Origin of the sequence: Burkholderia catarinensis, from assembly GCF_001883705.2 — a bacterium.
GTDB classification, from domain to species: Bacteria; Pseudomonadota; Gammaproteobacteria; order Burkholderiales; family Burkholderiaceae; genus Burkholderia; species Burkholderia catarinensis.
Window position 1 is genome coordinate 223238 of sequence record NZ_MDEQ02000013.1, and the last position, 25060, is coordinate 248297.

Consider the following 25060-nt stretch of genomic DNA (forward strand, 5'->3'; position numbering starts at 1 on the left):
GTCGGCCGATGAGGCCGTGGACGATGCGGCTCGCCACCGTATTGCCGTGGGTCCTGGCGGGCGGGCTCGCGACGGCGGTGACGCTCGTCGCGCTCGCGCCGGCCGCGTGGATCGCGCCGCAGTTCGCGCGCGCGACCGGCGGGCACCTGAATCTCGTCGATCCGGAAGGGTCGCTGTGGCACGGTTCGGGCACGCTGATGCTCGCGCCGGGCGCCGACCAGAGCGCGGCGACGCTGCTGCCGGGCCGGGTCGAATGGGCCACGCGCTTCTGGCCGCTCTTGACCGGGCGCGTGCAGATGCGCATGCGGCAGACCGAGGCGATGCCCGATGCCGTCACGCTCGATGCGACGTGGCGCGGCGCGGTGCTGTCGGCGGGCACGATGGCCGTGCCCGCGTCGCTGCTCGCGGGGCTCGGCACGCCGTTCAACACGCTCGACCTGCAGGGTGACGTGCGGCTCGGCTGGAGCGACTGGCGCCTGTTCGGCAACAACGCGTTCGGCCAGTTGACGGTGACGATCGACTCGATGAGTTCGCGCGTGTCGCGCGTGAAGCCGCTCGGTTCTTACCGCGCGGTGCTGCAGGCGAAGGGGGCCGGCGCCGATCTCGACCTGTCGACGACTCAGGGCCCGCTGTTCCTCGACGGGCACGGCAACTTCGGCGCCGGCCAGGGATCGTTCCGCGGCACCGCGCATGCGGCGCCCGAGCAGCAGGCGAACCTCGCGGGGCTGCTGAACCTGCTCGGCCACCCGATCGGGAACAACGAGGTTTCGCTGATCTTCGGCGACGCGCAGCGCTGACGCGCGCGTCGCAGGAGAAACGTGCTGTCGGGTGGAATTAATTTCTTCCGATAGACGACTGATATTGCCGGGAGAGAGGCAATGCACCAAAAAATTCCTCGCCGCTGAGAGCGGGAGGTCAGGTAATGGAATGAAAGGCCGGCAAAGCCGGCCCCACGCAACTTACCTGTCGCCCGTTGGCGTTTTCAGAACCCAATGCGTTTCGCCGTTAGGGGTAGGAGGCATGATATTGCCGATACCGATGGAGCGAGTGTCATTCGGGTTTCCGACAGGATGCCACGTGCCGCCCTGTGGGCATTTTTCTCCGATATGCGCGATCATTTTCGTATCTCCTTATTAATGACGGAATATGCATCATGGTGCTGACGCAGCGAATTTATAAGGCACATCATTAATAATATCAATGATTTATTATTGAGATAATAAATCGAGATAGAAAATCAACCTGAATATTGTTATTTATCAAAATCCGCATGTCCGTATTTAGGACGTTAACTAAATGTCTCGCTGTCCGCCATTTCGCTGAACGACATAGGTATGCAGTCGTTCAGCAAAAGGATTCGCGGTCCGCGTCGCCATTCCACTCAAGCGCAAACCAGCCGATTTGATAACCAAGGCGTCATGCGCGTGGCGCGCGATTTTCACTTCTGCGCGATCGGCGCGGCTACCGCACTACTCGCGGGTATCGGTGCCGGCGCAGCCATGTCGCCGTTCTCGCGCGCCATGTCCGACGCATCCCAGCCGCCGCCGAGCGCCTTCACGAGCCCGACCGACGACACCATCCGCTGCCCGCCGATCGTCGCGAGCTTCTGCTGCGCGGTGAATGCGGTGGTCTGCGCGGTCAGCACGTTCAGGTAGGCGACCGTGCCGGCCTTGTACTGGTTCGTGACGATCGCGAGCGCGTGCTCGGCGCTGTCCACGGCCTGCCGCTGCACGTCGATTTCCTGCGCGAGGATGCGTTGCGATGCGAGGTTGTCCTCGACGTCCTGGAACGCGGTGAGCACCGCGAGGCGATACGCGGCGACGTCCTGGTCGTAGGTCGCGCGCGCGGCGTCGGTCTGCGCGGCGCGCAGCCCCGCGTCGAACAGCGTGGCCGCGAGCTGCGGGCCGACCGTCCAGAAACGCGCCGGCAGCGTGAACAGCTGCGACCACACCGAGCTCTGGACGCCGCCGGTGGCCGACAGCGTGAGCGTCGGGAAGAACGCGGCGATCGCGACGCCGATCTGCTCGTTCGCGGCGGCCGCGCGGCGCTCGGCCGCCGCGATGTCGGGCCGGCGTTCGAGTATCGCGGACGGTACGTCGACCGGCGTGATCGGCGGCTCGGCCGTGAGCGGGTTCGGCGGCAGCGAGAAGGTCGACGCCGGTTCGCCGATCAGCGTCGCGATCGCATGCTCGTACTGCGCGCGCGCGACGCCGTTGTCGATCGACGCCGCCTGCGCGCTTTGCAGTTGCGTCTGCGCCTGGATCACGTCCGCGCGCGCGGCGACGCCCTGCGCGTACTGGTTCTGCGTGAGCGTCAGCGACCGTTCGTACGACTTCACGGTGTCGTCGAGCAGCTTTTGCAGCGCATCGGACGTGCGCAGCTGGAAATAGGTTTGCGCGAGCAGCGCTTGCTGCGACAGCCGCGCGTTCGCGAGATCGGCCGCGGCCGCCGCTTCGCCGGCGCGCTGCGCGCTGACGGTGCGGCTCACCTTGCCCCACAGGTCGGGCTCCCAGCTCGCGTCGAGGCCGACGCTGTAGCTGTTGTTGATCGATCCGGACGAACCGCTGCCGAAACTCGACGACGAGCCCGACGTGCGCGGCGTGCGGGCGCGCGAGCCCGATGCGGTCAGCCCGACGGTCGGGAAATACGCGGCGCGCGCCTCGGTGACGAGCGCGCGCGCCTGCCGGTACGCGGCCGCCGATTGCGCGATGGTCTGGTTCGATGCGTTGAGCTTGCCGATCAGCGCATCGAGCTGCGGATCGTTGTAGACCGTCCACCATGCGCCGCGGTCGGTGCGGTCGGCGGGCTGAGCGACCTTCCAGCCGGCCGGCGCTTCCTTGAACGCGGCGGGGATCGACGTGTCGGGCCGGTGATAGTCGGGCCCGACGGCGCAGCCGGCGAGCAGCACGGCCGTCGCAATGGCGACGGCGGCGCTCAGCGGGCGAAGGGCGCGCGGGAGGGGGGCGTACGGCATGGTGGTTTTCCTGTCTGGGCGCGACGGCCGGCGAGCGGGCGTCGCACGATGCGGTCGTCATGCCGCTGGCGGACAAATGGTAACTGACGGCTGGAGAGCTGCGCAGCCCCAAGGGTACGGCGCGCGGCGGCACGAATGTGTTACCGGCGCGGGCGGCCGGTTTACCGGCCATTACGGGGCGCTTGCGGGAAGATGGGCGTGCGACGCCGGCCGCGCGTGGCGCAATCGGAACAGGAGGAAGGCGGGAGCGGCGTCAGTGGCAGCGCACGGGCACCGGGACGGGTTCGGCGGCGGACCGCCATGTCGACGGCTCCGTCGCGGCCGGCCGGCTCGTGCCGCGTGCGCCGCCTTTCGCGTTGCGCTGCCGGCGATGATCGAACCATGCGAACCCGAGCGCCGCGAGCGAGCCGCCCGGCACGACCAGCATCGTCACGTACAGCGCGATCTTCCAGCCGCGGTGCGGCCCGGAAAACACATGATGAGCGGTATCGGTTAGGTTGCGGCGCAGCGCGCCGGCGGCATTTTTCAGGAACAGCATCGCGAACATCCTCGGGTACCCGGCAGCGCGGGCGAATCGGTCAGAACATCGTCTCCGGCAGTGCAACATGCACGTCGTAACTGGTTGCCTCAAATAATATTGACTAAGCAATCATTTTTCAAGATACTGGGCGCGTTTTAACCTGAAACGCACTATTGCTGCGTGCGCAATCGCATGACCGGCGGCCTCTACGATCCCGAGAACATCGCGCTGGAAACGAGCCTCGGCTATTACCTGTCGAAGGCGAGGCAGGCGCTCGTCGAGCGGATGGACCGCGCGCTCGAGCCGCTCGACCTCACCGCGCAGCAGATCGGCGTGATCCTGCTGCTGTCGCGCGGCTATGCGCGCACGCCGTTCGAGCTGTCCCGCAAGATGTCGTACGACAGCGGTTCGATGACGCGGATGCTCGACCGGCTCGAACGCAAGGGGCTGGTCGCGCGCTCGCGCAGCGAGCAGGACCGCCGGATGATCGAGCTGACGCTGACCGAGCGCGGCGTCGATGCGGCCCGCGCGCTGCCGTCGCTGGTCGCGACCGTGCTCAACGCGCAGCTCGACGGTTTCTCGGCCGACGAGCTCGCGACGCTCACCGGCCTGCTCCAGCGCTTCATCGCCAACGGGCCCGGCACGACCGGTTGCCCGAAGCCCGACGAAGCCGACTGATGATGCGCGCGGCGGCCCCATGTCTAGGTTAAGCATTCGTTTATTTATCTGTCTGGGCAGAAGATGACAGGACACATGCTCCGCTTTTCCCCTGATCCATTCCACCCGGCCGGGCTGCGCCGTGTCGCGCCCCCGTGCGTTGTGCCGGCGCGTCGCGCGCGCCGCGTCTAGGAGATTCCGATGTCCGCCACCACGGCATCCGCCGCCTCCCCCGCCGCTTCACCCGCGCCGTTGACCGGCGGGGCGCTCGCGCTGCTCACCGTCGGGCTCGCGCTCGGCACCTTCATGGAGGTGCTCGACACGTCGATCGCGAACGTCGCGGTGCCGACCATCTCGGGCAGCCTCGGCGTCGCGACGAGCGAAGGCACCTGGGTGATCTCGTCATACTCGGTCGCGTCCGCGATCGCGGTGCCGCTCACCGGCTGGCTCGCGCGGCGCGTCGGCGAGGTGCGCCTCTTCACGCTGTCGGTGCTCGCGTTCACGATCGCGTCGGCGCTGTGCGGCCTCGCGACCAACTTCGAGACGCTGATCGCGTTCCGGCTGCTGCAGGGGCTCGTGTCGGGGCCGATGGTGCCGCTGTCGCAGACGATCCTGATGCGCAGCTACCCGCCCGCGAAGCGCGGGCTCGCGCTCGGGCTATGGGCGATGACGGTGATCGTCGCGCCGATCTTCGGCCCGTTGCTGGGCGGCTGGATCAGCGACAACTACACGTGGCCGTGGATCTTCTACATCAACCTGCCGATCGGCATCTTCTCGGCGGCCTGCGCGTACTTCCTGCTGCGCGGCCGCGAAACGAAGACGTCGAAGCAGCGGATCGACGCGATCGGCCTCGCGCTGCTCGTGATCGGCGTGTCGTGCCTGCAGATGATGCTCGACCTCGGCAAGGACCGCGACTGGTTCAACTCGTCGTTCATCGTCGCGCTCGCGCTGATCGCGGTCGTGTCGCTCGCGTTCATGCTCGTGTGGGAGGCGACCGAGAAGGAGCCGGTGGTCGACCTGTCGCTCTTCAAGGATCGCAACTTCGCGCTCGGCGCGCTGATCATCTCGTTCGGCTTCATGGCGTTCTTCGGCTCGGTCGTGATCTTCCCGCTGTGGCTGCAGACGGTGATGGGCTACACGGCCGGCAAGGCCGGCCTCGCGACCGCGCCGGTCGGGCTGCTCGCGCTGGTGCTGTCGCCGCTGATCGGCCGCAACATGCACCGGCTCGACCTGCGGATGGTCGCGAGCTTCGCGTTCATCGTGTTCGCGGGCGTGTCGATCTGGAACTCGACGTTCACGCTCGACGTGCCGTTCAGCCACGTGATCCTGCCGCGGCTCGTGCAGGGGATCGGCGTCGCGTGCTTCTTCGTGCCGATGACGACGATCACGCTGTCGAGCATCTCCGACGAGCGGCTCGCGAGCGCGTCCGGGCTGTCGAACTTCCTGCGCACGCTGTCCGGCGCGATCGGCACCGCGGCCAGCTCGACGTTCTGGGAGAACGACGCGATCTACCACCATGCGCGGCTGTCGGAATCGGTGAGCGTGTATGCGCAGAGCACGACCGACTACCAGGGCGCGCTGGCGCAGCTCGGCATCGTCGGCCAGACGGCCAACGCGCAGCTCAACCAGCTCGTCACGCAGCAGGGCTTCATGATGGCGACCAACGACTTCTTCCTCCTGTCGGCGTTCATGTTCGGCGCGCTCGCGGTGCTCGTGTGGATCACGAAGCCGAAGAAGGGGGCGGGGCCGGCGATGGGGCATTGAAGCCGGCAGGATGTTTGAATTCGACCGATTTTGGGGGGCGATGCAGACTTACGACATGTGTGACGTAAAGACGAGCTTGTCGCGCGTCACTCCCGCGCCCGCAACCCGCCGAATGCGAGATCGTCGCCGGGCGCGACCGGCAGCGTCGCCCGCGCGACCTCGAGCCACGCGCGTGCCGCGTGCGACAGATACCCCTTCTTCAGCCAGCCGAGCGCGATCGCCCACGTGATTTCCGGCTCGACGATCGGCCGGCACGTGAACTGGCCCTCGTCGAGCCGCCGGCAATACGGCTCGGGCAGCAGCGCAATGCCGACGCCCGCATGCACGAGCGCGGCCATGAAATCCCAGTGGCCGCTGCGGCTCACGATCGACGGCGTGAAGCCGGCCTGCCGGCACGCATCGAGCACCGCGTCATGCAGCGCGAGGCTTTCCGCGTAGAACACGAACGATTCGCGCGCGAGATCCGCGAGCGGCACGGTCGCCTGATCCTCCCAGCGCGACTCGCGCGGCGCGACGAGCCATAGCGGCGCGCGCACCATCGGCAGCCGCTCGAACGTGCCGGGATCGACCGGCTCCAGGAGTCCGCCAAGTTCCAGTTCGCCCGACGTCAGCGCGGCCTCGATCATCCGCGCGCCCTGCTCGAACAGCTTCAGCTCGATGTTCGGATAGCGCTGCTTGTACGCGGCGATGATCGGCGTGAACAGCGACCCGCCGAGCGGCGGGATGCCGATCGTCAGCTCGCCGCGACCGAGCGTGCCGAGATCGTTCAGCTCCGACTGCAACTGCGCCTGTGCGGCGAGCACGTCCTGGCCGCGCTGGAACACGATCCGCCCCGCGTCGGTCAGCACCATCTGCCGCCCGTCGCGCAGCAACAGCGGCGAACCGATCTCGTCCTCGAGCGCCTTCACCATCTTGCTGATGGTCGGCTGGGTCACGAACAGCTTGTCGGCCGCCGCGGTGAAGCTCTGCTGGCGGACCACCTCGACGAAGTACCGCAGCGCGCGCAATTCCATCGATGACTCCCCAAACTGGTGCGGCGATCAAAAAGTGAATTCCGAATTGGAATGACAAGGATAGAGACAAGTCATTTTATTTATGGTTAGGGGAAACCCTATACTCACACCATCAACGAAATATCTGTATGGAGCCCGCCATGACCAAGCCGACCGCTGCTGCTGCCCGCCCCGCCGCTTCGGGCAACGTTGCGCACACGGGCCGGATCGTGCTGCAGGCCACGGCGCTCGGCGTGCTGTGGATGGCGGTCGACTGGGCCGTGCGCGCGGTCGGGCTGCCGGTGCCGTCCGGCGTGATCGGCCTCGCGGTGCTGCTCGTGCTGCTGTTCTCGGGCCGCGTCGCGCCCGCGTGGGTGAAGGACGGCGCGAACTGGCTGCTGTCCGACATGCTGCTGTTCTTCGTGCCGGCCGCCGTCGCGGCGGTCCAGTACGGCGGGCTGTTCCGCGAGGACGGCTGGCGCATCGCGCTGGTGATGCTCGCCGGCACCGCGTTCGTGATGGTCGCGGTGGCCGTCGCGGTCGACCTCGCCGCGAAGCTCGAACGCCGGCTCGCCGCGCAACGCGTGTTCGCCGAACGCCGCCGCGCGCGCCTCGCCACCGTGTCTGTCCACTGAGCCGGGGCCCGCGATGCATGCGCTGCTGTCGAACCTGTCCGCCGACCACGTGAATACCGCGATCTCCGTCGGCTGCTTCGTGCTGACGGTCGTGCTGTATTTCGCGTCGAAGCGGCTCTATGCGTACAAGAAGACGCTGCTGTTCTCGCCGCTCGTGTTCGTGCCGGGCGTGCTGGTGCTGCTCGTCCTGCTGACCGGCATCCCGTATTCGGTCTACTTCCGCGACACGCGCTGGCTGATGTGGCTGCTCGGCCCGGCGACGATCGCGTTCGCGGTGCCGATCTACGAATATCGCGACCTGATCCGCCGCCACTGGCTGTCGCTGTCGGTCGGCGTCGCGGTCGGGATCGGCGCGGGCGTGTCCGGGTCGCTGCTGCTCGCGAAGCTGCTGCACCTGTCGCCCGAGCTGCAGCGCTCGCTGATGACGCGCTCGGTGTCGACGCCGTTCGCGCTCGCCGTGTCGGACAAGATCCACGCGCCGAAGGATCTCACCGCGCTGTTCGTGATCGCGACCGGTATCTGCGGGATGCTGCTCGGCGAGATCGTGCTCGCGCTGGTGCCGATGCGCACGCGGCTCGCGCGCGGCGCGCTGTTCGGCGCGGCCGCCCACGGCGTGGGCACCGCGAAGGCGCGCGAGATCGGCAACGAGGAAGGCGTCGTGTCGAGCCTCACGATGATGATCGCGGGCGTCGCGATGGTGCTGATCGCGCCGCTGCTGAGCCTGCTGCCGATCTGACGGTGCGGCCGGCAGCGCGCGGGGGCCGGCCCGGCGCGATCGCGTCTGCCGCCGCCGGCATGACCTGCCCCGCGCGGCGGGCGTGGTGCCGCCGCCTGTTCCCTTGCCGCCTTCCGGCCAGGCTCGCCCCGGCCGCCGGCGCGCCTTCCTTTTCTGTCTCCGCCACCCGGCATCGGGCCGCGCCGGCCGACCATCGGCTGAGATAGCCGCAAATCCCCCCTCTTTTCCGCCCATCGGGATTGGCCCGGATGCCGAACAATGCATGCTACGAGACATCACGCACGCATTCACATGGCCTCCACGACCGCAAACCCGACCGCCGACAAGCCGGCTTCGTCCGGCAAGTTCAAGCGCATCGCGCTCATCGCCGTCATCGCGCTGGGCGCGGCCGCTGCCGCAGCCGGCGGCATGTACGTGTTCCTGAGCAAGGAAGGCGTCGGCCATGCGAGCGCGCCCGCCGAGCCGGCGCCGCTTGCTGCGCCGGTGTTCTTCCCGCTCGACCCGCTGACCGTGAACCTGCAGTCCGACGACGGCGCGCAGCACTACCTGCGCGTCGGCCTGTCGCTGAAGCTCACCGACCCGAAGGCGCAGGAGCAACTGACCGCGCGGATGCCGGAGATCCGCAGCCGGATCCTGCTCGCGCTGTCGAACAAGCATCCCGAGGAACTCGCGACGCCGGAAGGCAAACGTTCGCTCGCGAAGGAACTGCGGGAACTGATCGAGCAGCCGACGCAGCCGGGCAACCAGCGCGCGAAGGTCGACGACGTGCTGTTCACCGAGTTCGTCGTCCAGTAACGCGGCCGAGAAAGGAGCGCGTATGGGTCACCAGGAGTTCATGTCCCAGGAGGAGGTCGATGCCCTCCTCAAGGGCGTCACGGGCGAAGCCGATGCAGTCGACGAGCAGCGCGACACATCGGGCGTCCGCCCCTACAACATCGCGACGCAGGAGCGGATCGTCCGCGGCCGGATGCCCGGCCTCGAGATCATCAACGACCGCTTCGCGCGCCTGCTGCGGATCGGCATCTTCAACTTCATGCGGCGCACGGCGGAAATCTCCGTCAGCCAGGTGAAGGTGCAGAAGTACAGCGAGTTCACCCGCAACCTGCCGATCCCGACGAACCTGAACCTGGTGCACGTGAAGCCGCTGCGCGGCACGTCGCTGTTCGTGTTCGACCCGAACCTCGTGTTCTTCGTCGTCGACAACCTGTTCGGCGGCGACGGGCGCTTTCACACGCGCGTCGAGGGCCGCGATTTCACGGCCACCGAGCAGCGGATCATCGGCAAGCTGCTGAACCTCGTGTTCGAGCACTACATGACCGCGTGGAAGAGCGTGCGGTCGCTGCAGTTCGAATTCGTGCGCTCGGAGATGCATACGCAGTTCGCGAACGTCGCGACGCCGAACGAGATCGTGATCGTCACGCAGTTCTCGATCGAGTTCGGGCCGACGGGCGGCACGCTGCACATCTGCATGCCGTACTCGATGATCGAGCCGATCCGCGACGTGCTGAGTTCGCCGATCCAGGGCGAGGCGCTCGAAGTCGACCGCCGCTGGGTGCGCGTGCTGTCGCAGCAGGTGCAGGCCGCCGAGGTCGAGCTGAGCGCGAATCTCGCCGAGATCTCGTCGACCTTCGAGAAGATCCTGAACCTGCGCGCGGGCGACGTGCTGCCGCTGGAGATCGCCGACACGATCACCGCGAAGGTCGACGGCGTGCCGGTGATGGAATGCGGCTACGGAATTTTCAATGGTCAATATGCGTTGCGCGTGCAGAAGATGATCAGCGCGGGCGATACGACGAAGGAAGGTGGATATGAGTGAGCTGAACCAGACGCCCGAGGACGACGTGCAAGCGATGGCCGATGCGGCCCTCGCGGCATCGGCCGCCGCCGCGCAGGCGGCACCGGCCGCGGCGGAAGAGGATCCGGGCATCGACGACTGGGCGGCCGCGCTCGCCGAGCAGAACCAGCAGCCGGTGCAGCCGGGCGCGACGGGCGCCGGCGTGTTCCAGCCGCTGTCGAAAGCCGCGGCGAGCTCGACGCACAACGACATCGAGATGATCCTCGACATCCCGGTCAAGATGACCGTGGAGCTCGGCCGCACGAAGATCGCGATCCGCAACCTGCTGCAGCTCGCGCAGGGCTCGGTGGTCGAGCTGGACGGCATGGCCGGCGAGCCGATGGACGTGCTCGTGAACGGCTGCCTGATCGCGCAGGGCGAGGTCGTGGTCGTCAACGACAAGTTCGGCATCCGCCTGACCGACATCATCACGCCGGCCGAACGCATCCGGAAGCTGAACCGATGAACGTCGTGGAGCCCGGCCGCCGCGTGCGCCTCGCGATCGCGGCGGCGGCTGCCGTCGCCATGGCGGCGTCGCTTGCCTGCGCGCCGGCAGGTGCCGCCGACATGAACGCGGTGAACCACGCCGGTTCGATCGCGTCGAGCGTGATGGTCGGCTCGGCCGCGCCGTCGCTCGGCATCGGCGCGGTGCTGCAGACGCTCGTCGGGCTCGCGGTCGTGATCGGTCTCGTATTCGCTTGCGCATGGCTCGCGCGCCGCTTCGGCTTCCAGCCCGCGCGGCGCGGCGGCCCGCTGAAGGTCGTGTCGAGCGTCGGGCTCGGCGCGAAGGAAAGCGCGACGATCGTCGAGATCGGCGACACCTGGCTCGTGCTCGGCGTCGCGCCGGGCAACGTGCGGCTGCTGCATACGCTGCCGGCCGCCGCGACGACGGCCTCGGCCGACGTACCCGCCGGCACCGCACCGTTCGAAGGCGGCCTGCCCGGCACGTTCGGCTCGCGGTTTCGCGACGCGCTCGCGGGCGAAGCCGCGAAACGCCTCGGTCGCGGCAAGGACCGCTGACATGGCGCTGCGCCCTCTTTCCGTACCCGCATTCCGATGAAACACGAATTCCTGCGTCGCGCGGCGCGCTTCGCGCCCGTGCTGATCCTCTGCCTCGCCCCCGCGCTCGCGTGCGCGCAGGCGAACGGCCTGCCCGCGCTCAACGCGAGCCCGGGCCCGCACGGCGGCACCACCTATTCGCTGAGCGTGCAGACGATGCTGCTGCTCACGATGCTGTCGTTCCTGCCGGCGATGCTGTTGATGATGACGAGTTTCACGCGCATCATCATCGTGCTGTCGCTGCTGCGCCAGGCGCTCGGCACCGCGACGACGCCGCCGAACCAGGTGCTCGTCGGCCTTGCGATGTTCCTGACCTTCTTCGTGATGTCGCCGGTGCTCGACCGTGCGTACAACGACGGCTACAAGCCGTTTTCCGACGGCACGATGCCGATGGAGCAGGCCGTGCAGCGCGGCGTCGCGCCGTTCAAGACCTTCATGCTGAAGCAGACCCGCGAGACCGATCTCGCGCTGTTCGCGAAGATCTCGAAGGCCCCGCCGATGCAGGGCCCCGAGGACGTGCCGCTGTCGCTGCTGGTGCCCGCATTCGTCACGAGCGAGCTGAAGACCGGCTTCCAGATCGGCTTCACGGTCTTCATCCCGTTCCTGATCATCGACATGGTCGTCGCGAGCGTGCTGATGTCGATGGGGATGATGATGGTGTCGCCGTCCACCGTGTCGCTGCCGTTCAAGCTGATGCTGTTCGTGCTGGTCGACGGCTGGCAACTGCTGATCGGCTCGCTCGCGCAGAGCTTTACGTAAGCGGCGGAGGAAAACGCGCGATGACGCCCGAACAAGTGATGACGCTTGCGCACCAGGCGATGATGGTCGGCCTGCTGCTCGCCGCCCCGCTGCTGCTGGTCGCGCTCGCGGTCGGCCTCGTCGTGAGCCTGTTCCAGGCCGCGACGCAGATCAACGAGGCGACGCTGTCGTTCATCCCGAAGCTGCTCGCGGTCGCCGCGACGCTCGTGATCGCCGGCCCGTGGATGCTGACGACGATGCTCGACTACCTGCGGCAGACGCTGCTGCACGTCGCGACGCTCGGCGCCGGCTGAGCCGCGCGCACCATCCGGCGGCGATGTTCTCGGTTACCTACGCGCAGCTCAACGGCTGGCTCACGGCTTTCCTCTGGCCGTTCGTGCGGATGCTCGCGCTGGTCGCGACCGCGCCCGTCGTGGGCCACGCGGCGGTGCCCGTGCGCGTGAAGATCGGCCTCGCCGCGTTCATGGCGCTGGTCGTCGCGCCGACGCTCGGCGCGATGCCGGACGTCACCGTGTTCTCCGCGCCGGGCATCTGGATCCTCGTCATGCAGTTCCTGATCGGCGTCGCGATGGGCTTCACGATGCAGATCGTGTTCGCGGCCGTCGAGGCGGCCGGCGACTTCATCGGGCTGTCGATGGGTCTCGGCTTCGCCACCTTCTTCGATCCGCATACGAGCGGCGCGACGCCCGTGATGGGCCGCTTCCTGAATGCGATCGCGATGCTCGCGTTCCTCGCGATGGACGGCCACCTGCAGGTGTTCGCCGCGCTCGCCGCGTCGTTCCAGTCGCTGCCGGTGTCGGCCGACCTGCTGCATGCGCCCGGCTGGCGCACGCTCGCCGGGTTCGGCGCGACCGTGTTCGAGATGGGGCTGCTGCTGGCGCTGCCGGTGGTTGCGGCGCTGCTGATCGCGAACCTCGCGCTCGGCATCCTGAACCGCGCGGCGCCGCAGATCGGCGTGTTCCAGATCGGCTTTCCCGTCACGATGCTCGTCGGGCTGTTGCTCGTGCAACTGATGGTGCCGAACCTCGTGCCGTTCGTGTCGCACCTGTTCGACATGGGGCTCGATGCGATGGGCCGCGTGCTGATCGGCTGGCGCTAGCCCGCGTCCGGCCCCGTTCCCCGCCTGTTCCGGCCCCCCGTTGCTGGAAAACCCCTAAAGGAATCGCCGGCCCGCGAAAGGTAGCGGAAGGCTTCGCGTCCCTATACTCGTCGTGACGATGCAGCAAGCATCGCGCCACACGAATACAACGAACGGAGACGACCCGATGCGACCCATTCTGCGCACCCTCGCCGTTGCAGCCAGCCTGAGCTGCGCGCTTGCCGCTCACCCCGCGCTCGCCGAAGACGGCGGCAAGATCACGATCATGGTCGGCGGGATCGCGAAGCTGATCTACCTGCCCGCGCGGCTCACGCAGGAGCTCGGCAACTTCAAGGCCGAAGGGCTCGACGTCGAGCTGCTGTCGCAGCCGGCCGGCGTCGACGCCGAGAACGAGCTGCTCGCGGGCGCCGTGCAGGGCGTCGTCGGCTTCTACGACCATACGATCGACCTGCAGAGCAAGGGCAAGGACGTGAAGGCGATCGCGGTGTTCGGCCAGGTGCCGGGCGAAGTCGAGATGGTGTCGACCAAGGCCGCGCCGACCTTCAAGTCGATGGCCGACGCGAAGGGCAAGACGCTCGGCGTGACGGGCCTCGGCTCGTCGACGAGCTTCCTCACCCAATACCTCGCACTGCAGCAAGGCGTGCCGTCGACCCAGTACACGATGCTGCCGGTCGGCGCCGACGCGAGCTTCATCGCCGCGATCAAGCAGGGCCGCATCGACGCCGGGATGACGACCGAGCCGACGGTGTCCGCGCTCGAGAAGATGGGCGACGCGAAGGTGCTGGTCGACTTGCGCACGCTCGAAGGCACGCGCGCCGCGCTCGGCGGCACCTACCCGGCCGCGAGCCTGTACGTGCAGTCGGCCTGGGCGGATTCGCACAAGGCGGACGCGATCAAGCTCGCGCACGCATTCGCGAAGACGATGCAGTTCATCCACACGCACAGCGCCGAGGAGATCGCCGCGAAGATGCCGGCCGACTACCAGAAGGACAAGGCGCTGTACGTGAGCGCGCTGAAGGCGTCGCTGCCGATGTACACCGCCGACGCGAAGATGCCGGCCGACGGCCCGGCGACCGTGCTGAAGGTGCTGTCGGCGTTCAACCCGTCGGTGAAGGGCAAGCACATCGACCTGGCGCGCACCTATACGAACGATTTCGTGAACGCGAAGTAAGCAGAGGCGCCGGCGGCGGCGATCCCGCCGCCGTGCGTTCCCCGTTCCGGCCCGGTTGACCGGCCCGGCGTTGCGTCACGATGCGACGCCCTCCTCACCCGCAGGACGAATGCGATGAATCAGGCAGTTTCCCCGAGCACACCGGCGATCGAGTTTCGCAATGTGTCGTGCCGCTTCATTTCGCCGGAAGGCAAGGCCACCGTCGCGCTGCGCGACTTCAGCATGAGCGTCGGGCGCGGCGAGTTCATCGCGATCGTCGGGCCGACCGGCTGCGGCAAGTCGACGACGCTCAACATGATCACCGGGCTGCTCAAGCCGGTGTCGGGCGAAGTGCGCGTAATGGGCCGCCCGGTCGACGGGATCGATCCGCGCATCGGCTTCGTGTTCCAGGCCGACGCCGTGTTCCCGTGGCGCAACGTGATCGACAACGTCGCGGCGGGCCCGCTGTTTCGCGGCCGCTCGAAGGACGTCGCGTATACGCAGGCCGAGGAATGGATCCGCAAGGTCGGCCTCGACAAGTTCTCCAAGCACTACCCGCATCAACTTTCCGGCGGGATGAGGAAGCGCGTCGCACTGGCGCAGACCTTCATCAACCAGCCGGAAATCCTGCTGATGGACGAGCCGTTCTCCGCGCTCGACATGCAGACGCGCACGCTGATGCAGGACGAGCTGCTGCAGCTGTGGTCCGCGAACAAGGGCTCGGTCGTGTTCGTCACGCACGATCTCGAGGAGGCAATCGCGCTCGCCGACCGCGTGTTCGTGCTGACCGCGCGCCCCGCGACGCTCAAGAACGTGTACGAGATCGACCTGCCGCGCCCGCGCGTCACGTCGGAGATTCGCTACGACCCGCGCTTCATCGAAATTTCCAAGGACATCTGGCACGACCTGCGCGAAGAAGTGCAGATCGGCTGACGCATACGCCGCACGGCAAGGACAGCAAGGACAGGAGCATGACCGACATGACGCTTTCCACCACCGCCATTCCGGCGACGACGCTCGAGGACGACGAGCGCGCCGCGCAACGCCGGCTGCGCCGCCGGCGCAACCTGATCGTCACGCTGCGGATCGCCGTGCTTGTCATCGTGCTGGGCGGGTGGGAACTCGCCGCACGACTCAAGTGGATCGATCCGTTCTTCTTCTCGATGCCGTCGCTGATCTTCGCACAGATCCAGGACTGGTTCGTGAACGGCACGTCGCAGGGCCCGCTGCTCACGCAGGTGTGGGTCACGCTCGAGGAAACCGGGATCGGCTTCCTGATCGGCTCGGTCGCCGGCGTGATCTGCGGGATCGTGCTCGGCCGCAACAAGCTGATGGCCGACGTGTTCGGCCTGTATATCCAGATCGCGAACTCGATCCCGCGCGTCGTGCTCGGCTCGATCTTCGTGATCGCGCTCGGCCTCGGGATGGCGTCGAAGATCGCGCTGGCCGTCGTGATGGTGTTCTTCGTCGTGTTCGGCAACGCGTTCCAGGGCGTGCGCGAAGCCGATCGCTACCTGATCGCGAACGCGCAGATCCTCGGCGCGTCGCGCCGGCAGATCACCACGGCCGTCGTGATCCCGTCCGCGCTGAGCTGGATTCTCGCGAGCCTGCACGTGAGCTTCGGCTTCGCGCTGGTCGGCGCGGTCGTCGGCGAATTCCTGGGTTCCAAGCAGGGCATCGGCCTGTTAATCTCCACCGCCCAGGGCGCGTTCAACGCGAGCGGCGTGTTCGCGGCGATGATCGTGCTGGCCGTGGTCGCGCTGGCCGCCGACTACCTGCTGACCTGGCTCGAGAAGCGGCTCTTGAAGTGGCGCCCCGCGGCGTTCTGAACGCCGCTGACGGACGCCTGACATGACACTCCCGACCGCGCCGGCGACCCCGGCGCGGTTCGGCATTTCGGAGAAGGAGCGCAACAGGATGGCGCACAGCCTGCGCGGACGGCTGCTGTGGTGGCTGCTGCTGCCGCTCGCGGTGTTCGTGCTGATCGCGGGCGCGATGTCGTACGACACCGCGCGGACCACGGCCGGGCTCGTGCAGGACAGCGCGCTCGTCGCGTCCGCGCGCACGATCGGCGAGGACGTCGAATGGCGCAACGGGCTGCCGGTCGCCGACGTGCCGCCGGCCGCGCTGGAGATCTTCGAATCGCCGTCGCGCGATTCGGTGTTCTACAAGGTGATCGACGGCCACGACCGCCTGCTCGCCGGCACGCCCGCGCTCGACCTGCCCGCGCGGCACGGCGTCGAGCCCGCGCTGTACGACACGTCGCTCGACGGCGTGCCGCTGCGCGCGGTGGTCTACGATCGCCAGCTTTACGACGCGGGGCAGGTCGAGACGGTCACGGTGGTCGTCGCGAAGACGACGCGCTCGCACGGCGCGATGGTCGCCACGATCTGGCGGCCGCAGCTCGTGCGCCTGTCGCTGATGCTGATGCTCGCGGTGGTGCTCGTCTACCTCGGCCTGACGCTGGAGCTGCGCCCGCTGATGAAGCTGAAGGACGACGTCGCCGACCGCGGGCCGATGGAGCTGGAGCCGATCCGCCCCGAACGGCTGCAGCATGAGTTGCGGCCGATCGTCGATGCGATCAACCAGTGCATCGCGCGGCTCAGCATGCACACGGCCACGCAGCGCCGCTTCATCGCGGATGCCGCGCACCAGTTGCGCACGCCGATCGCGGTGCTCGACACGCAGATCCAGTACGCGCAGCGGCGCGAGCACGACGATCCGGAGCTCGCGTCGGTGCTCGACAGCATGCAGCGCAGCAGCCGCAAGATGGCCGACGTGACCGACAAGCTGCTGCTGCTCGCGCATGCGGAGGCCACGCCGTCGACGCTCCTGACCCATCGCGTCGATCTCGCGGCCGTGGTGTCGAGCGTGCTGGAGGAGACGATCGTGCTCGCGCAGCGGCGCGATATCGACCTCGGCGCCGATCTCGGCGAGCGGCTCGACGTCGCGGGCAGCGACAGCCTGCTGACCGCGCTGGTGATGAACCTCGTCGACAACGCGGTGCGCTACACGCAGCCGGGCGGCTGCGTGACGGTGGCCGCACGGCGCGACGGCAGCGAGGTCGTGCTCGACGTGGTCGACAACGGCCCGGGCATTCCGGCCGAAGCGCGGCCACACGTGTTCAAGCGGTTCTACCGCGTGTCGGCCGATACCGAGGGCTCGGGCTTGGGCCTCGCGATCGTCCGCGAGATCGCGCAGGCGCACGGCGGCAGCGCGTCGCTTGCGCCGGGGCCCGGCAATCGCGGTATCGTTGTGACCGTGCGGCTGCCCGCCTATGCTTGAAGAGATGTCGCCATGAAACTCCTGCTGGTCGAAGACAACGCTGAACTCGCGCACTGGATCGTGAATCTGCTGCGCGGCGAGGATTTCGCGGTCGACTCCGTCGGCGACGGCGAGCGCGCCGACACGGTGCTGAAGACCGAGCGCTACGACGCGGTGCTGCTCGACATGCGCCTGCCCGGCATCAGCGGCAAGGAGGTGCTCGCGCGGCTGCGGCGCCGCAACGACAACGTGCCGGTGCTGATGCTGACCGCGCACGGCTCGGTCGACGACAAGGTCGACTGCTTCGGCGCGGGCGCCGACGATTACGTCGTGAAGCCATTCGAATCGCGCGAGCTGGTGGCGCGGATCCGTGCGCTGATCCGCCGGCAGGCCGGCGTCGGCACGACGCAGCTGGTGTGCGGCGATCTCGTCTATGCGTTCGGCACGCGCGAATTCCGCTGCGGCGAAGCGGTGCTCGCGCTGCGCCGCCGCGAGCATGCGATCCTCGAAACGCTGATGCTGCAGCAGAACAAGACGGTGTCGAAGGCGCGGCTGATGGACAGCGTGTTCGCGCTCGACGACGAACCGAGCGCCGACGCGATCGACATCTACATCCACCGGCTGCGCAAGCATCTCGCGACCAGCACGGCCGAGATCATCACGCTGCGCGGGCTCGGTTACATCCTGCGCATGAAGAGCACGCAGGACTGACGCTCGCGCTCCCGCATCCCGGAATACCGATTCGCAGCACGAAACGTTTCAGAAGCCTGCCGGCCGCCCGGCGGGCTCGCATCCGCGCCTGCACGATTCTCGATTATTGCGCGTTCGGTGTTTTCACCGATCCGATTCTTGCGTCCGGGAAAGCGTCGTGAAGGATTGCACCTTCTACGATGCTATGCGTCGGCCCCCTCGCTGTGGCCGGCAAGAGTCGGCATACATGACGTACTGCCAACGACCAGATTTCAATGCGGCAGCTCGGAGGAGACGATCTTGAAACGAAAAACCCTTGCCCTTTCCATCGCGGCGGCTGGCCTGTGCGCCGGCACCCAGGCGCACGCGCAGTCGAGCGTGCAGCTCTACGGCCTGATGGACCTGAGCTTTCCGACCTACCGGACCCACGCCGACGCGAACGGCAAACACGTGATCGGGATGGGCAACGCAGGCGAGCCGTGGTTCAGCGGCAGCCGCTGGGGCCTGAAAGGCGCCGAAGACATCGGCGGCGGCACGAAGATCATCTTCCGCCTCGAAAGCGAATTCGTGGTCGCGAACGGCCAGATGGAAGACGAAGGCCAGATCTTCGACCGCGACGCGTGGGTCGGCGTCGAGGACGAACGTTTCGGCAAGCTGACAGCCGGCTTCCAGAACACGATCGCGCGCGACGCGGCGACGATCTACGGCGACGCATACGGCTCCGCGAAGCTGACGACCGAGGAAGGCGGCTGGACCAACTCGAACAACTTCAAGCAGATGATCTTCTACGCAGCCGGCCCGACCGGTACGCGCTACAACAACGGCATCGCGTGGAAGAAGCTGTTCAGCAACGGCATCTTCGCGAGCGCCGGCTACCAGTTCAGCAACTCGACCTCATTCGCGACCGGCTCCGCGTACCAGGCCGCGCTCGGTTACAACGGCGGGCCGTTCAACGTGTCGGGCTTCTACAACCACGTGAACCACAACGGCTTCAGGAACCAGACGTTCTCGGTGGGCGGCAACTACACGTTCAGCATCGTGCGCCTGAACGCCGGCTACTTCCGCTACAACGGCGACCAGGGCTCGCTCGGCCAGCGTCATGACGATTCGTGGACCGTGTCGGTGAAAGTCGCGCCGAAGGGCGCGCTCGACTACGAGCTCGGCTACCAGCAGATGCGCATCAAGAACGCCGCGAACAACGCCGACGGCTTCACGCCGAACGCGAACCTCGGCGCGTTCAGCCTGACCAACGGCGTCGCCAACGGCTTCAAGGAGACGCTGTACGGTTCGGTGTTCTATCACCTGAGCAAGCGCACCGAGCTGTACCTGGCCGGCGACTACATGAAGCTGCACGGCGGCTACACGGTGTCGTCGACGTTCGGCGCGAAGAACCAGCTCGAACTGACGACGGGCATCCGCACGCGTTTCTGACCTCGGGTACAGCCATCCGGGCGGGGCCCATCGGGCCCCGCCATTCCCTCTGTCCGGGACTCTCCATGCGGGCACGCCGGCGCTTTGCGCCGACCGTGCCCTTTTTTTCGTCCTTTCCGGGGCGCCCCGCGATGCCCGGAACCCGGCCGCCGGCCGGCCGTGCGAGAACCGGCCCGAAGCCGCTTGCGGCCCGCCGGGCGGGCGATCGCGGCCGATGCACGCACGCTCGGCTCGCATCGGCGCTTGACCTGCGCCGACCGACTCGCTAGCGTTTCGGGTTTGCCCGGGCGGCCATTGCCGCCGGTGCCGTGAGCGCGCCCGACGTCCTGGCGCGCGCGGCCGGGCTCCGATGGAAAAGACGATGCAGAAACTCGATGCGGCCAGCCCGCAGGCGATGTCGACGGATTTCACCGCCGACAACGTCGCGCGCCTGAAGGCGCTGTTCCCCGAACTCGTGACCGAAGGCCCCGGCGGCGCGTCGGTCGACGTCGACGTGCTGAAGGCGCTGATCGGCGAGCGCACGGTCGGCGACGCCGACGAGCGCTACGGCTTCCACTGGCACGGCAAGCGCAGCGCGCGCCAGGCCGCGCTCACGCCGTCGACGGGCACGCTGCGGCCCTGCCCCGACGACAGCGTCGCGTGGGACGACACGCGCCATCTCGTGATCGAGGGCGACAACCTCGACGTGATGAAGCTGCTGCACAAGAGCTACGCGGGCAAGGTGAAGCTCGTCTATATCGACCCGCCGTACAACACCGGCAGCGATTTCGTCTATCCGGACGACTTCAGCGACAGCATCCGCCACTACCTGGCGATGACCGGGCAGACCCAGGGCGGCGTGAAGCGCAGCACCAACACCGAGGCGAACGGCCGGTTCCACACCGACTGGCTGAACATGATGTATCCGCGCCTGAAGCTCGCGCACGCGCTGCTGTCCGACGAAGGGCTGATCGCCGTGCACATCGACGAGCACGAAGTGCATGCGCTGGTGCTGATGCTGCGCGAGATCTTCGGCGAGGAGAACGAGCTCGGCGTGGCCGTGTGGGACAAGCGCAACCCGAAGGGCGACGCGCGCGGCGTCGCGTACCAGCACGAATCGCTGGTGCTGTTCGCGCGCAACGCCGAGACGCTGCTCGAACAGGCGCCGCTCAAGCGCCCGAAGCGCAATGCGCAGCGCATGCTCGACGCCGCGCGCGACGCCGTGTACCGTAGCGGCAACCCGAAGGACGCGCAGAAAGCGTACCGCGCGTGGATGAAGGCGCAGACCAACCTGTCGGGCGGCGAGGTGATGTACGACCGGCTGTCGGAAGAAGGCCGCGTGTACCGCCTCGTGTCGATGGCCTGGCCGAACAAGAAGAAGGCGCCGGAAGAGTATTTCACGCCGCTGATCCACCCGGTCACCGGCAAGCCGTGCGCGATGCCGGCGCGCGGCTGGCGCAACCCGCCCGCGACGATGCAGGCGCTGATCGAGCGCGGCCAGATCGAATTCGGCGCGGATGAAAGCACGCAGCCGCAGCGGATCTACTACCTCGACGAGAACATGTACGAGAACGTGCCGTCGGTGCTGCCGTTCGCCGGCTCCGACGACGCGCTGCTGAAGACGCTCGGGATCCCGTTCGACCAGCCGAAGCCGGTCGACTTCGCGGCGGCCGTGATCGGCTGGTGCACGCGCGGCGACGACATCGTGCTCGACTGCTTCGCGGGCTCCGGCTCGACCGGCCACGCGGTGATGCAGGTGAACGCGACCGACGGCGGCGCGCGCCGCTACGTGCTCGTGCAACTGCCCGAAGCGCTCGACCGCCGCGACAAGACGCAGCAGGGCGCGGCCGATTTCTGCACGAAGCTGAAAAAGCCCGCGACCCTCGCCGAAATCACCAAGGAACGCCTGCGCCGCGCCGCGCAGCAGGTCGCGCGCGACTATCCGGAAAGCTATGGCGACCTCGGCTTCCGCGTGTACCGGCTCGACACGACCAACGTGATCGAGTGGGACCCGCGCCGCGACGATTTCGACCACGCCCTCTTCGCCTCCGTCGAGCACGTGAAGACCGGCCGCACCGAGGACGACCTGCTCGCCGAGCTGACGCTGAAGCTCGGCCTCGACCTGTGCACGCCGGTCGAGCATCACACGGTGGCGGGCAAGACCGTGCACCTGATCGGGCGCTCGATCGTCGCGTGCTTCGACGCGCGCATCTCGCGCGACGACGCGGGCCCGCTCGCCGACGGCATCGTCGCGCTGCTCGACGCGAGCGGCGCGACGCGCGACGTCACGTGCCTGTTCCGCGACAGCGGCTTCGTCGACGACGTCGCGAAGCTCAATCTCGCCGCGCTGCTCGAACAGCACGGCGTGAAGCGCGTGCGGAGCCTGTGATGCGGCTGCATTTCGAAGCGGATCTCGACTACCAGCGCGACGCGATCGACGCCGTCTGCGACCTGTTTCGCGGCCAGGAATCGTATCGCGGCGACTTCAGCGTGCTCGCGAACGCCGCGCCCGGCACCACGGCCGCAGCTCAAGGCTCGCTCGGCTTCGCGGTGTCGGAACAGGGCGTCGGCAATCGGCTGTCGCTGACCGACGACGCGCTCGCGCGCAATCTTGCCGACGTGCAGCTGCGCGGCGGGCTGCCGCCGTCCGGCCTGCCCGGCTCGCGCGACTTCACCGTCGAGATGGAAACCGGCACCGGCAAGACCTACGTGTACCTGCGCACGATCTTCGAGCTGAACCGCCGTTACGGCTTCACGAAGTTCGTGATCGTCGTGCCGTCGATCGCGATCAAGGAAGGCGTGCACAAGACGCTCGCGATCACCGAGGACCATTTCCGCGCGCTTTATGCGGGCGTGCCGTACGACTACTTCCTGTACGACTCCGCGAAGCTCGGCCAGGTGCGCCACTTCGCGGCGAGCGCGGCGATCCAGGTGATGGTGATGACGGTTGCCGCGATCAACAAGAAGGAAATCAACAACCTCTACAAGGACAGCGAGAAGACCGGCGGCGAAAAGCCGATCGACCTGATCCGCGCGACGCGGCCGATCGTGATCGTCGACGAGCCGCAGAGCGTCGACGGCGGGCTCGAAGGCCGCGGCCGTGAAGCGCTCGCCGCGATGGCGCCGCTCTGCACGCTGCGCTATTCGGCCACGCACGCCGACCGTCACCACATGGTGTACCGGCTCGATGCGGTCGACGCGTACGAGCGCAAGCTCGTCAAGCAGATCGAGATCGCGTCGGCGATCGTCGAGGATGCGCACAACAAGCCGTACGTGCGGCTCGTCGGCGTGTCGAACCGGCGCGGCGCGATCAGCGCGCGCGTCGAGCTCGACGTCGCGACGGCGGCCGGCGTGAAGCGCCAGATCGTGTCGGCCACCGACGGCGACGATCTCGAACGCCTGACCAGGCGTGCGCTGTACGCGGGGCTGCGGGTCGGCGAGGTCCACGCGGTGAAGGGTGCCGAATACGTCGAGCTGCGCCATCCGGAGGGCGAGGCGTTCCTGTCGCTCGGCGAGGCATTCGGCGACATCGACACGCTCGCCGTGCAGCGCGAGATGATCCGCCGCACGATCCGTGAGCACCTCGACAAGGAGCTGCGCCTCGCCGAACGCGGCGTGAAGGTGCTGTCGCTGTTCTTCGTCGATTCGGTCGAGCGCTACCGCCGGTACGACGAGAACGGGATGCCCGTGAAGGGCGACTACGCGCTGATCTTCGAAGAGGAATATGCACGTGCGGCGCGCGTGCCGGCCTACCGCGCGCTGTTCGACGGCGTCGACGTGGCGCTGGAAGTCGGGCGCGCGCACAACGGCTACTTCTCGATCGACCGCAAGGGCGGCTGGACCGACACGAGCGAAAGCAGCGCCGCGGCCCGCGAGAACGCGGAGCGCGCATACGGCCTCATCATGCGCGAGAAGGAAGCGCTGCTGTCGTTCGACACGCCGCTGAAGTTCATCTTCTCGCACTCGGCGCTGAAGGAAGGCTGGGACAACCCGAACGTGTTCCAGATCTGCACGCTGCGCGACATCCAGACCGAACGCGAGCGTCGCCAGACGCTCGGCCGCGGGCTGCGCCTCGCCGTCGACCAGGACGGCGAACGCGTGCGCGACGCGGGCGTGAACACGCTCACCGTGATCGCGACCGAGCGCTACGAGTCGTTCGCGGAAAACCTGCAGAAGGAAATCGAGGCCGATACGGGCATCCGTTTCGGGATCGTCGAGGAACACCAGTTCGCGGCGCTGCCCGTGCAGGAAGGCGACGGGCCCGCGCATGCGCTCGGCACCGAGCTGTCGCGCGTGCTGTGGACCCATCTGCATGAGCAGGGCTACGTCGACGCACAGGGCAAGGTGCTCGACCGGCTGAAGGATGCGCTGCGCCAGAGCGCGCTCGTGCTGCCGGATGCGTTCGAGATGCTGCGCGCGTCGATCGTCGCGACGCTGCGCAAGCTGTCCGGCCGCTTCGCGGTGCGCAACGCGGACGAGCGTCGCGCGATCGCATTGCGGCGCGATGCGTCGGGCAAGGCCGTCGTGTTCGGCGAGGATTTCCGCGCGCTGTGGGACCGTATCCGACATCGCACCGTGTACCGCGTCGAATTCGACAACGCGAAGCTCGTGCGCGACTGCGCGGCCGCGTTGCACGACGCGCCGGATATCGCGCGCGCACGGCTGCAGTGGCGCAAGGCCGAGATCGACATCGGCAAGGCCGGCATCGAGGCGATCGAGGTGGCCGGCGCCGGCACGGTGCTGATCGACGAAGGCGAGTTGCCGCTGCCCGACCTGCTCACCGAGCTGCAGGACCGCACGCAGCTCACGCGCCGTTCGCTCGCGACGATCCTGGCCGACAGCGGCCGGCTCGACGATTTCCGCGTGAACCCGCAGCAGTTCATCGCGGTCGCGGCCGACGCGATCAACCGCTGCAAGCGGCTCGCGCTCGTCGCGGGCATCGCGTACCGCAAGCTCGGCGAGCGCCACGTGCATACGCTCGAATCGTTCGAGAGCGAGGCGCTGACCGGCTATCTGCGCAACCTGCGGCCCGATGCACGGAAGTCGATCCACGAAGCGGTCGTGTGCGAGACGGACGCGGAGCGCGCGTTCGCCGATGCGCTCGAAGCGCACGACGGCGTGAAGCTGTACGCGAAGCTGCCCGCGTGGTTCCGCGTGCCGACGCCGCTCGGCAGCTATCACCCGGACTGGGCCGTGCTCGCGGAACAGGACGGCGGCGAGCGGCTGTACTTCGTCGTCGATACGCCGAATGCGGACGGCAACGTGCCGAGCGAGCACGAGCGCGCGAAGCTCGCGTGCGGCGAAGCGCATTTCCGTGCGCTGGTGGACGGCGACGGTGCGGCGCGCTTCGTGCGCGTCAGGCAGGCGGACGCGTTGTTCGAACCCGCGGCGCCGCTGGCGGGCGCCGGGCGCTGAAACGAAGGGCGGCGAGAGCCGCCCTTTTTTCATCGGCCTTGATCGATCGTGCCGGGACCCTCGCGACGGCCGCTCCACGCGTCGGTTTCCCGTCTATCGTCC

At 67.8% G+C, this 25060-nt stretch carries 23 protein-coding genes; 20 read left to right on the top strand and 3 right to left on the bottom strand.

Going from position 1 to position 25060, the window contains the following annotated elements; all coding sequences use genetic code 11:
• Nucleotides 1-8 precede the first annotated feature (8 nt).
• The gene (locus tag BFF94_RS22170) at nucleotides 9-797 is read left to right on the top strand and encodes a type II secretion system protein N (protein WP_219139841.1); all 789 of its coding nucleotides are present in this window, start codon (nucleotides 9-11) and stop codon (nucleotides 795-797) included.
• A gap of 641 nt (nucleotides 798-1438) precedes the next feature.
• Here the strand turns inward: BFF94_RS22170 and BFF94_RS22175 are convergent.
• Both BFF94_RS22175 and BFF94_RS22180 read right to left on the bottom strand, forming a co-directional pair.
• Nucleotides 1439-2974: an efflux transporter outer membrane subunit gene (locus BFF94_RS22175; protein ID WP_219139842.1), complete on the bottom strand. Its 1536-nt coding sequence runs from the start codon at nucleotides 2972-2974 to the stop codon at nucleotides 1439-1441.
• A gap of 253 nt (nucleotides 2975-3227) precedes the next feature.
• Entirely contained in the window at nucleotides 3228-3512 is a 285-nt protein-coding gene (locus BFF94_RS22180) for a multidrug ABC transporter ATPase (RefSeq protein ID WP_128843735.1), read from the bottom strand.
• Between the two features lie 174 nt (nucleotides 3513-3686).
• On the opposite strand from BFF94_RS22180, the gene BFF94_RS22185 reads away from it, so the two are divergent.
• Nucleotides 3687-4172 carry a MarR family winged helix-turn-helix transcriptional regulator gene (locus BFF94_RS22185; RefSeq protein ID WP_128843736.1) on the top strand — a complete coding sequence of 162 codons (486 nt, stop codon included), beginning with the start codon at nucleotides 3687-3689 and terminating at the stop codon, nucleotides 4170-4172.
• Nucleotides 4173-4352: 180 nt separating this feature from the next.
• Nucleotides 4353-5915, top strand: a complete 1563-nt coding sequence (locus tag BFF94_RS22190; RefSeq protein ID WP_128843737.1) for a DHA2 family efflux MFS transporter permease subunit — start codon at nucleotides 4353-4355, stop codon at nucleotides 5913-5915.
• A gap of 86 nt (nucleotides 5916-6001) precedes the next feature.
• On the opposite strand, the gene BFF94_RS22195 is transcribed toward BFF94_RS22190, so the two are convergent.
• Complete coding sequence (locus BFF94_RS22195; RefSeq protein ID WP_128843738.1) at nucleotides 6002-6928, bottom strand: LysR family transcriptional regulator; 927 nt, start codon at nucleotides 6926-6928, stop codon at nucleotides 6002-6004.
• A gap of 140 nt (nucleotides 6929-7068) precedes the next feature.
• Between BFF94_RS22195 and BFF94_RS22200 the strand changes: the two genes are divergently transcribed.
• From BFF94_RS22200 to BFF94_RS22280, 17 genes are all read left to right on the top strand, one after another.
• A complete protein-coding gene (locus tag BFF94_RS22200; protein ID WP_128843739.1) occupies nucleotides 7069-7542 on the top strand; it encodes a CidA/LrgA family protein in 474 nt (157 codons plus the stop codon).
• Between the two features lie 13 nt (nucleotides 7543-7555).
• Nucleotides 7556-8278, top strand: a complete 723-nt coding sequence (locus BFF94_RS22205; protein WP_219139843.1) for an LrgB family protein — start codon at nucleotides 7556-7558, stop codon at nucleotides 8276-8278.
• A 258-nt stretch (nucleotides 8279-8536) separates the two neighbouring features.
• Complete coding sequence (gene fliL / locus BFF94_RS22210) at nucleotides 8537-9073, top strand: flagellar basal body-associated protein FliL (protein WP_128848149.1); 537 nt, start codon at nucleotides 8537-8539, stop codon at nucleotides 9071-9073.
• A 22-nt stretch (nucleotides 9074-9095) separates the two neighbouring features.
• Nucleotides 9096-10094, top strand: coding sequence for a flagellar motor switch protein FliM (gene fliM, locus BFF94_RS22215; RefSeq protein WP_128848152.1), 999 nt, complete (start codon nucleotides 9096-9098; stop codon nucleotides 10092-10094).
• Complete coding sequence (fliN, locus tag BFF94_RS22220; RefSeq protein ID WP_048247989.1) at nucleotides 10087-10578, top strand: flagellar motor switch protein FliN; 492 nt, start codon at nucleotides 10087-10089, stop codon at nucleotides 10576-10578. The genes fliM and fliN overlap by 8 nt, the downstream gene beginning before the upstream one ends.
• Complete coding sequence (gene fliO / locus BFF94_RS22225) at nucleotides 10575-11132, top strand: flagellar biosynthetic protein FliO (RefSeq protein ID WP_219139844.1); 558 nt, start codon at nucleotides 10575-10577, stop codon at nucleotides 11130-11132. Before fliN ends, fliO begins: the two co-directional genes overlap by 4 nt.
• A 36-nt stretch (nucleotides 11133-11168) precedes the next feature.
• The gene (gene fliP / locus BFF94_RS22230) at nucleotides 11169-11930 is read left to right on the top strand and encodes a flagellar type III secretion system pore protein FliP (protein ID WP_128848158.1); all 762 of its coding nucleotides are present in this window, start codon (nucleotides 11169-11171) and stop codon (nucleotides 11928-11930) included.
• A gap of 20 nt (nucleotides 11931-11950) precedes the next feature.
• Complete coding sequence (gene fliQ / locus BFF94_RS22235; protein WP_006401718.1) at nucleotides 11951-12223, top strand: flagellar biosynthesis protein FliQ; 273 nt, start codon at nucleotides 11951-11953, stop codon at nucleotides 12221-12223.
• A 23-nt stretch (nucleotides 12224-12246) separates the two neighbouring features.
• Complete coding sequence (gene fliR, locus BFF94_RS22240; RefSeq protein ID WP_128848160.1) at nucleotides 12247-13029, top strand: flagellar biosynthetic protein FliR; 783 nt, start codon at nucleotides 12247-12249, stop codon at nucleotides 13027-13029.
• Between the two features lie 166 nt (nucleotides 13030-13195).
• Nucleotides 13196-14200, top strand: coding sequence for an ABC transporter substrate-binding protein (locus BFF94_RS22245; RefSeq protein WP_128848163.1), 1005 nt, complete (start codon nucleotides 13196-13198; stop codon nucleotides 14198-14200).
• 114 nt (nucleotides 14201-14314) lie between these two features.
• Nucleotides 14315-15112, top strand: coding sequence for an ABC transporter ATP-binding protein (locus tag BFF94_RS22250; protein WP_128848165.1), 798 nt, complete (start codon nucleotides 14315-14317; stop codon nucleotides 15110-15112).
• Between the two features lie 38 nt (nucleotides 15113-15150).
• The gene (locus BFF94_RS22255; RefSeq protein ID WP_128848169.1) at nucleotides 15151-16008 is read left to right on the top strand and encodes an ABC transporter permease; all 858 of its coding nucleotides are present in this window, start codon (nucleotides 15151-15153) and stop codon (nucleotides 16006-16008) included.
• Nucleotides 16009-16096: 88 nt separating this feature from the next.
• Nucleotides 16097-17464: a sensor histidine kinase gene (locus tag BFF94_RS22260; RefSeq protein ID WP_219139848.1), complete on the top strand. Its 1368-nt coding sequence runs from the start codon at nucleotides 16097-16099 to the stop codon at nucleotides 17462-17464.
• Between the two features lie 12 nt (nucleotides 17465-17476).
• Nucleotides 17477-18154, top strand: a complete 678-nt coding sequence (locus tag BFF94_RS22265) for a response regulator (protein WP_128848171.1) — start codon at nucleotides 17477-17479, stop codon at nucleotides 18152-18154.
• A gap of 279 nt (nucleotides 18155-18433) precedes the next feature.
• On the top strand, nucleotides 18434-19564 hold the full coding sequence (locus tag BFF94_RS22270) for a porin (RefSeq protein WP_128848174.1): 1131 nt from the start codon (nucleotides 18434-18436) through the stop codon (nucleotides 19562-19564).
• Between the two features lie 349 nt (nucleotides 19565-19913).
• On the top strand, nucleotides 19914-21932 hold the full coding sequence (locus BFF94_RS22275) for a site-specific DNA-methyltransferase (RefSeq protein ID WP_128848176.1): 2019 nt from the start codon (nucleotides 19914-19916) through the stop codon (nucleotides 21930-21932).
• Nucleotides 21932-24958, top strand: a complete 3027-nt coding sequence (locus BFF94_RS22280) for a type III restriction-modification system endonuclease (protein WP_128848179.1) — start codon at nucleotides 21932-21934, stop codon at nucleotides 24956-24958. The genes BFF94_RS22275 and BFF94_RS22280 overlap by 1 nt, the downstream gene beginning before the upstream one ends.
• The last annotated feature ends 102 nt before the right edge of the window (nucleotides 24959-25060 follow it).

Coding starts and splice junctions, on each gene's coding strand:
- BFF94_RS22170 (WP_219139841.1), top strand. CDS start 9: ATGAGGCCGTGGACGATGCGGCTCGCCACCGTATTGCCGTGGGTCCTG.
- BFF94_RS22175 (WP_219139842.1), bottom strand. CDS start 2,974: ATGCCGTACGCCCCCCTCCCGCGCGCCCTTCGCCCGCTGAGCGCCGCC.
- BFF94_RS22180 (WP_128843735.1), bottom strand. CDS start 3,512: ATGCTGTTCCTGAAAAATGCCGCCGGCGCGCTGCGCCGCAACCTAACC.
- BFF94_RS22185 (WP_128843736.1), top strand. CDS start 3,687: ATGACCGGCGGCCTCTACGATCCCGAGAACATCGCGCTGGAAACGAGC.
- BFF94_RS22190 (WP_128843737.1), top strand. CDS start 4,353: ATGTCCGCCACCACGGCATCCGCCGCCTCCCCCGCCGCTTCACCCGCG.
- BFF94_RS22195 (WP_128843738.1), bottom strand. CDS start 6,928: ATGGAATTGCGCGCGCTGCGGTACTTCGTCGAGGTGGTCCGCCAGCAG.
- BFF94_RS22200 (WP_128843739.1), top strand. CDS start 7,069: ATGACCAAGCCGACCGCTGCTGCTGCCCGCCCCGCCGCTTCGGGCAAC.
- BFF94_RS22205 (WP_219139843.1), top strand. CDS start 7,556: ATGCATGCGCTGCTGTCGAACCTGTCCGCCGACCACGTGAATACCGCG.
- fliL (WP_128848149.1), top strand. CDS start 8,537: ATGCATGCTACGAGACATCACGCACGCATTCACATGGCCTCCACGACC.
- fliM (WP_128848152.1), top strand. CDS start 9,096: ATGGGTCACCAGGAGTTCATGTCCCAGGAGGAGGTCGATGCCCTCCTC.
- fliN (WP_048247989.1), top strand. CDS start 10,087: ATGAGTGAGCTGAACCAGACGCCCGAGGACGACGTGCAAGCGATGGCC.
- fliO (WP_219139844.1), top strand. CDS start 10,575: ATGAACGTCGTGGAGCCCGGCCGCCGCGTGCGCCTCGCGATCGCGGCG.
- fliP (WP_128848158.1), top strand. CDS start 11,169: ATGAAACACGAATTCCTGCGTCGCGCGGCGCGCTTCGCGCCCGTGCTG.
- fliQ (WP_006401718.1), top strand. CDS start 11,951: ATGACGCCCGAACAAGTGATGACGCTTGCGCACCAGGCGATGATGGTC.
- fliR (WP_128848160.1), top strand. CDS start 12,247: ATGTTCTCGGTTACCTACGCGCAGCTCAACGGCTGGCTCACGGCTTTC.
- BFF94_RS22245 (WP_128848163.1), top strand. CDS start 13,196: ATGCGACCCATTCTGCGCACCCTCGCCGTTGCAGCCAGCCTGAGCTGC.
- BFF94_RS22250 (WP_128848165.1), top strand. CDS start 14,315: ATGAATCAGGCAGTTTCCCCGAGCACACCGGCGATCGAGTTTCGCAAT.
- BFF94_RS22255 (WP_128848169.1), top strand. CDS start 15,151: ATGACCGACATGACGCTTTCCACCACCGCCATTCCGGCGACGACGCTC.
- BFF94_RS22260 (WP_219139848.1), top strand. CDS start 16,097: ATGGCGCACAGCCTGCGCGGACGGCTGCTGTGGTGGCTGCTGCTGCCG.
- BFF94_RS22265 (WP_128848171.1), top strand. CDS start 17,477: ATGAAACTCCTGCTGGTCGAAGACAACGCTGAACTCGCGCACTGGATC.
- BFF94_RS22275 (WP_128848176.1), top strand. CDS start 19,914: ATGGAAAAGACGATGCAGAAACTCGATGCGGCCAGCCCGCAGGCGATG.
- BFF94_RS22280 (WP_128848179.1), top strand. CDS start 21,932: ATGCGGCTGCATTTCGAAGCGGATCTCGACTACCAGCGCGACGCGATC.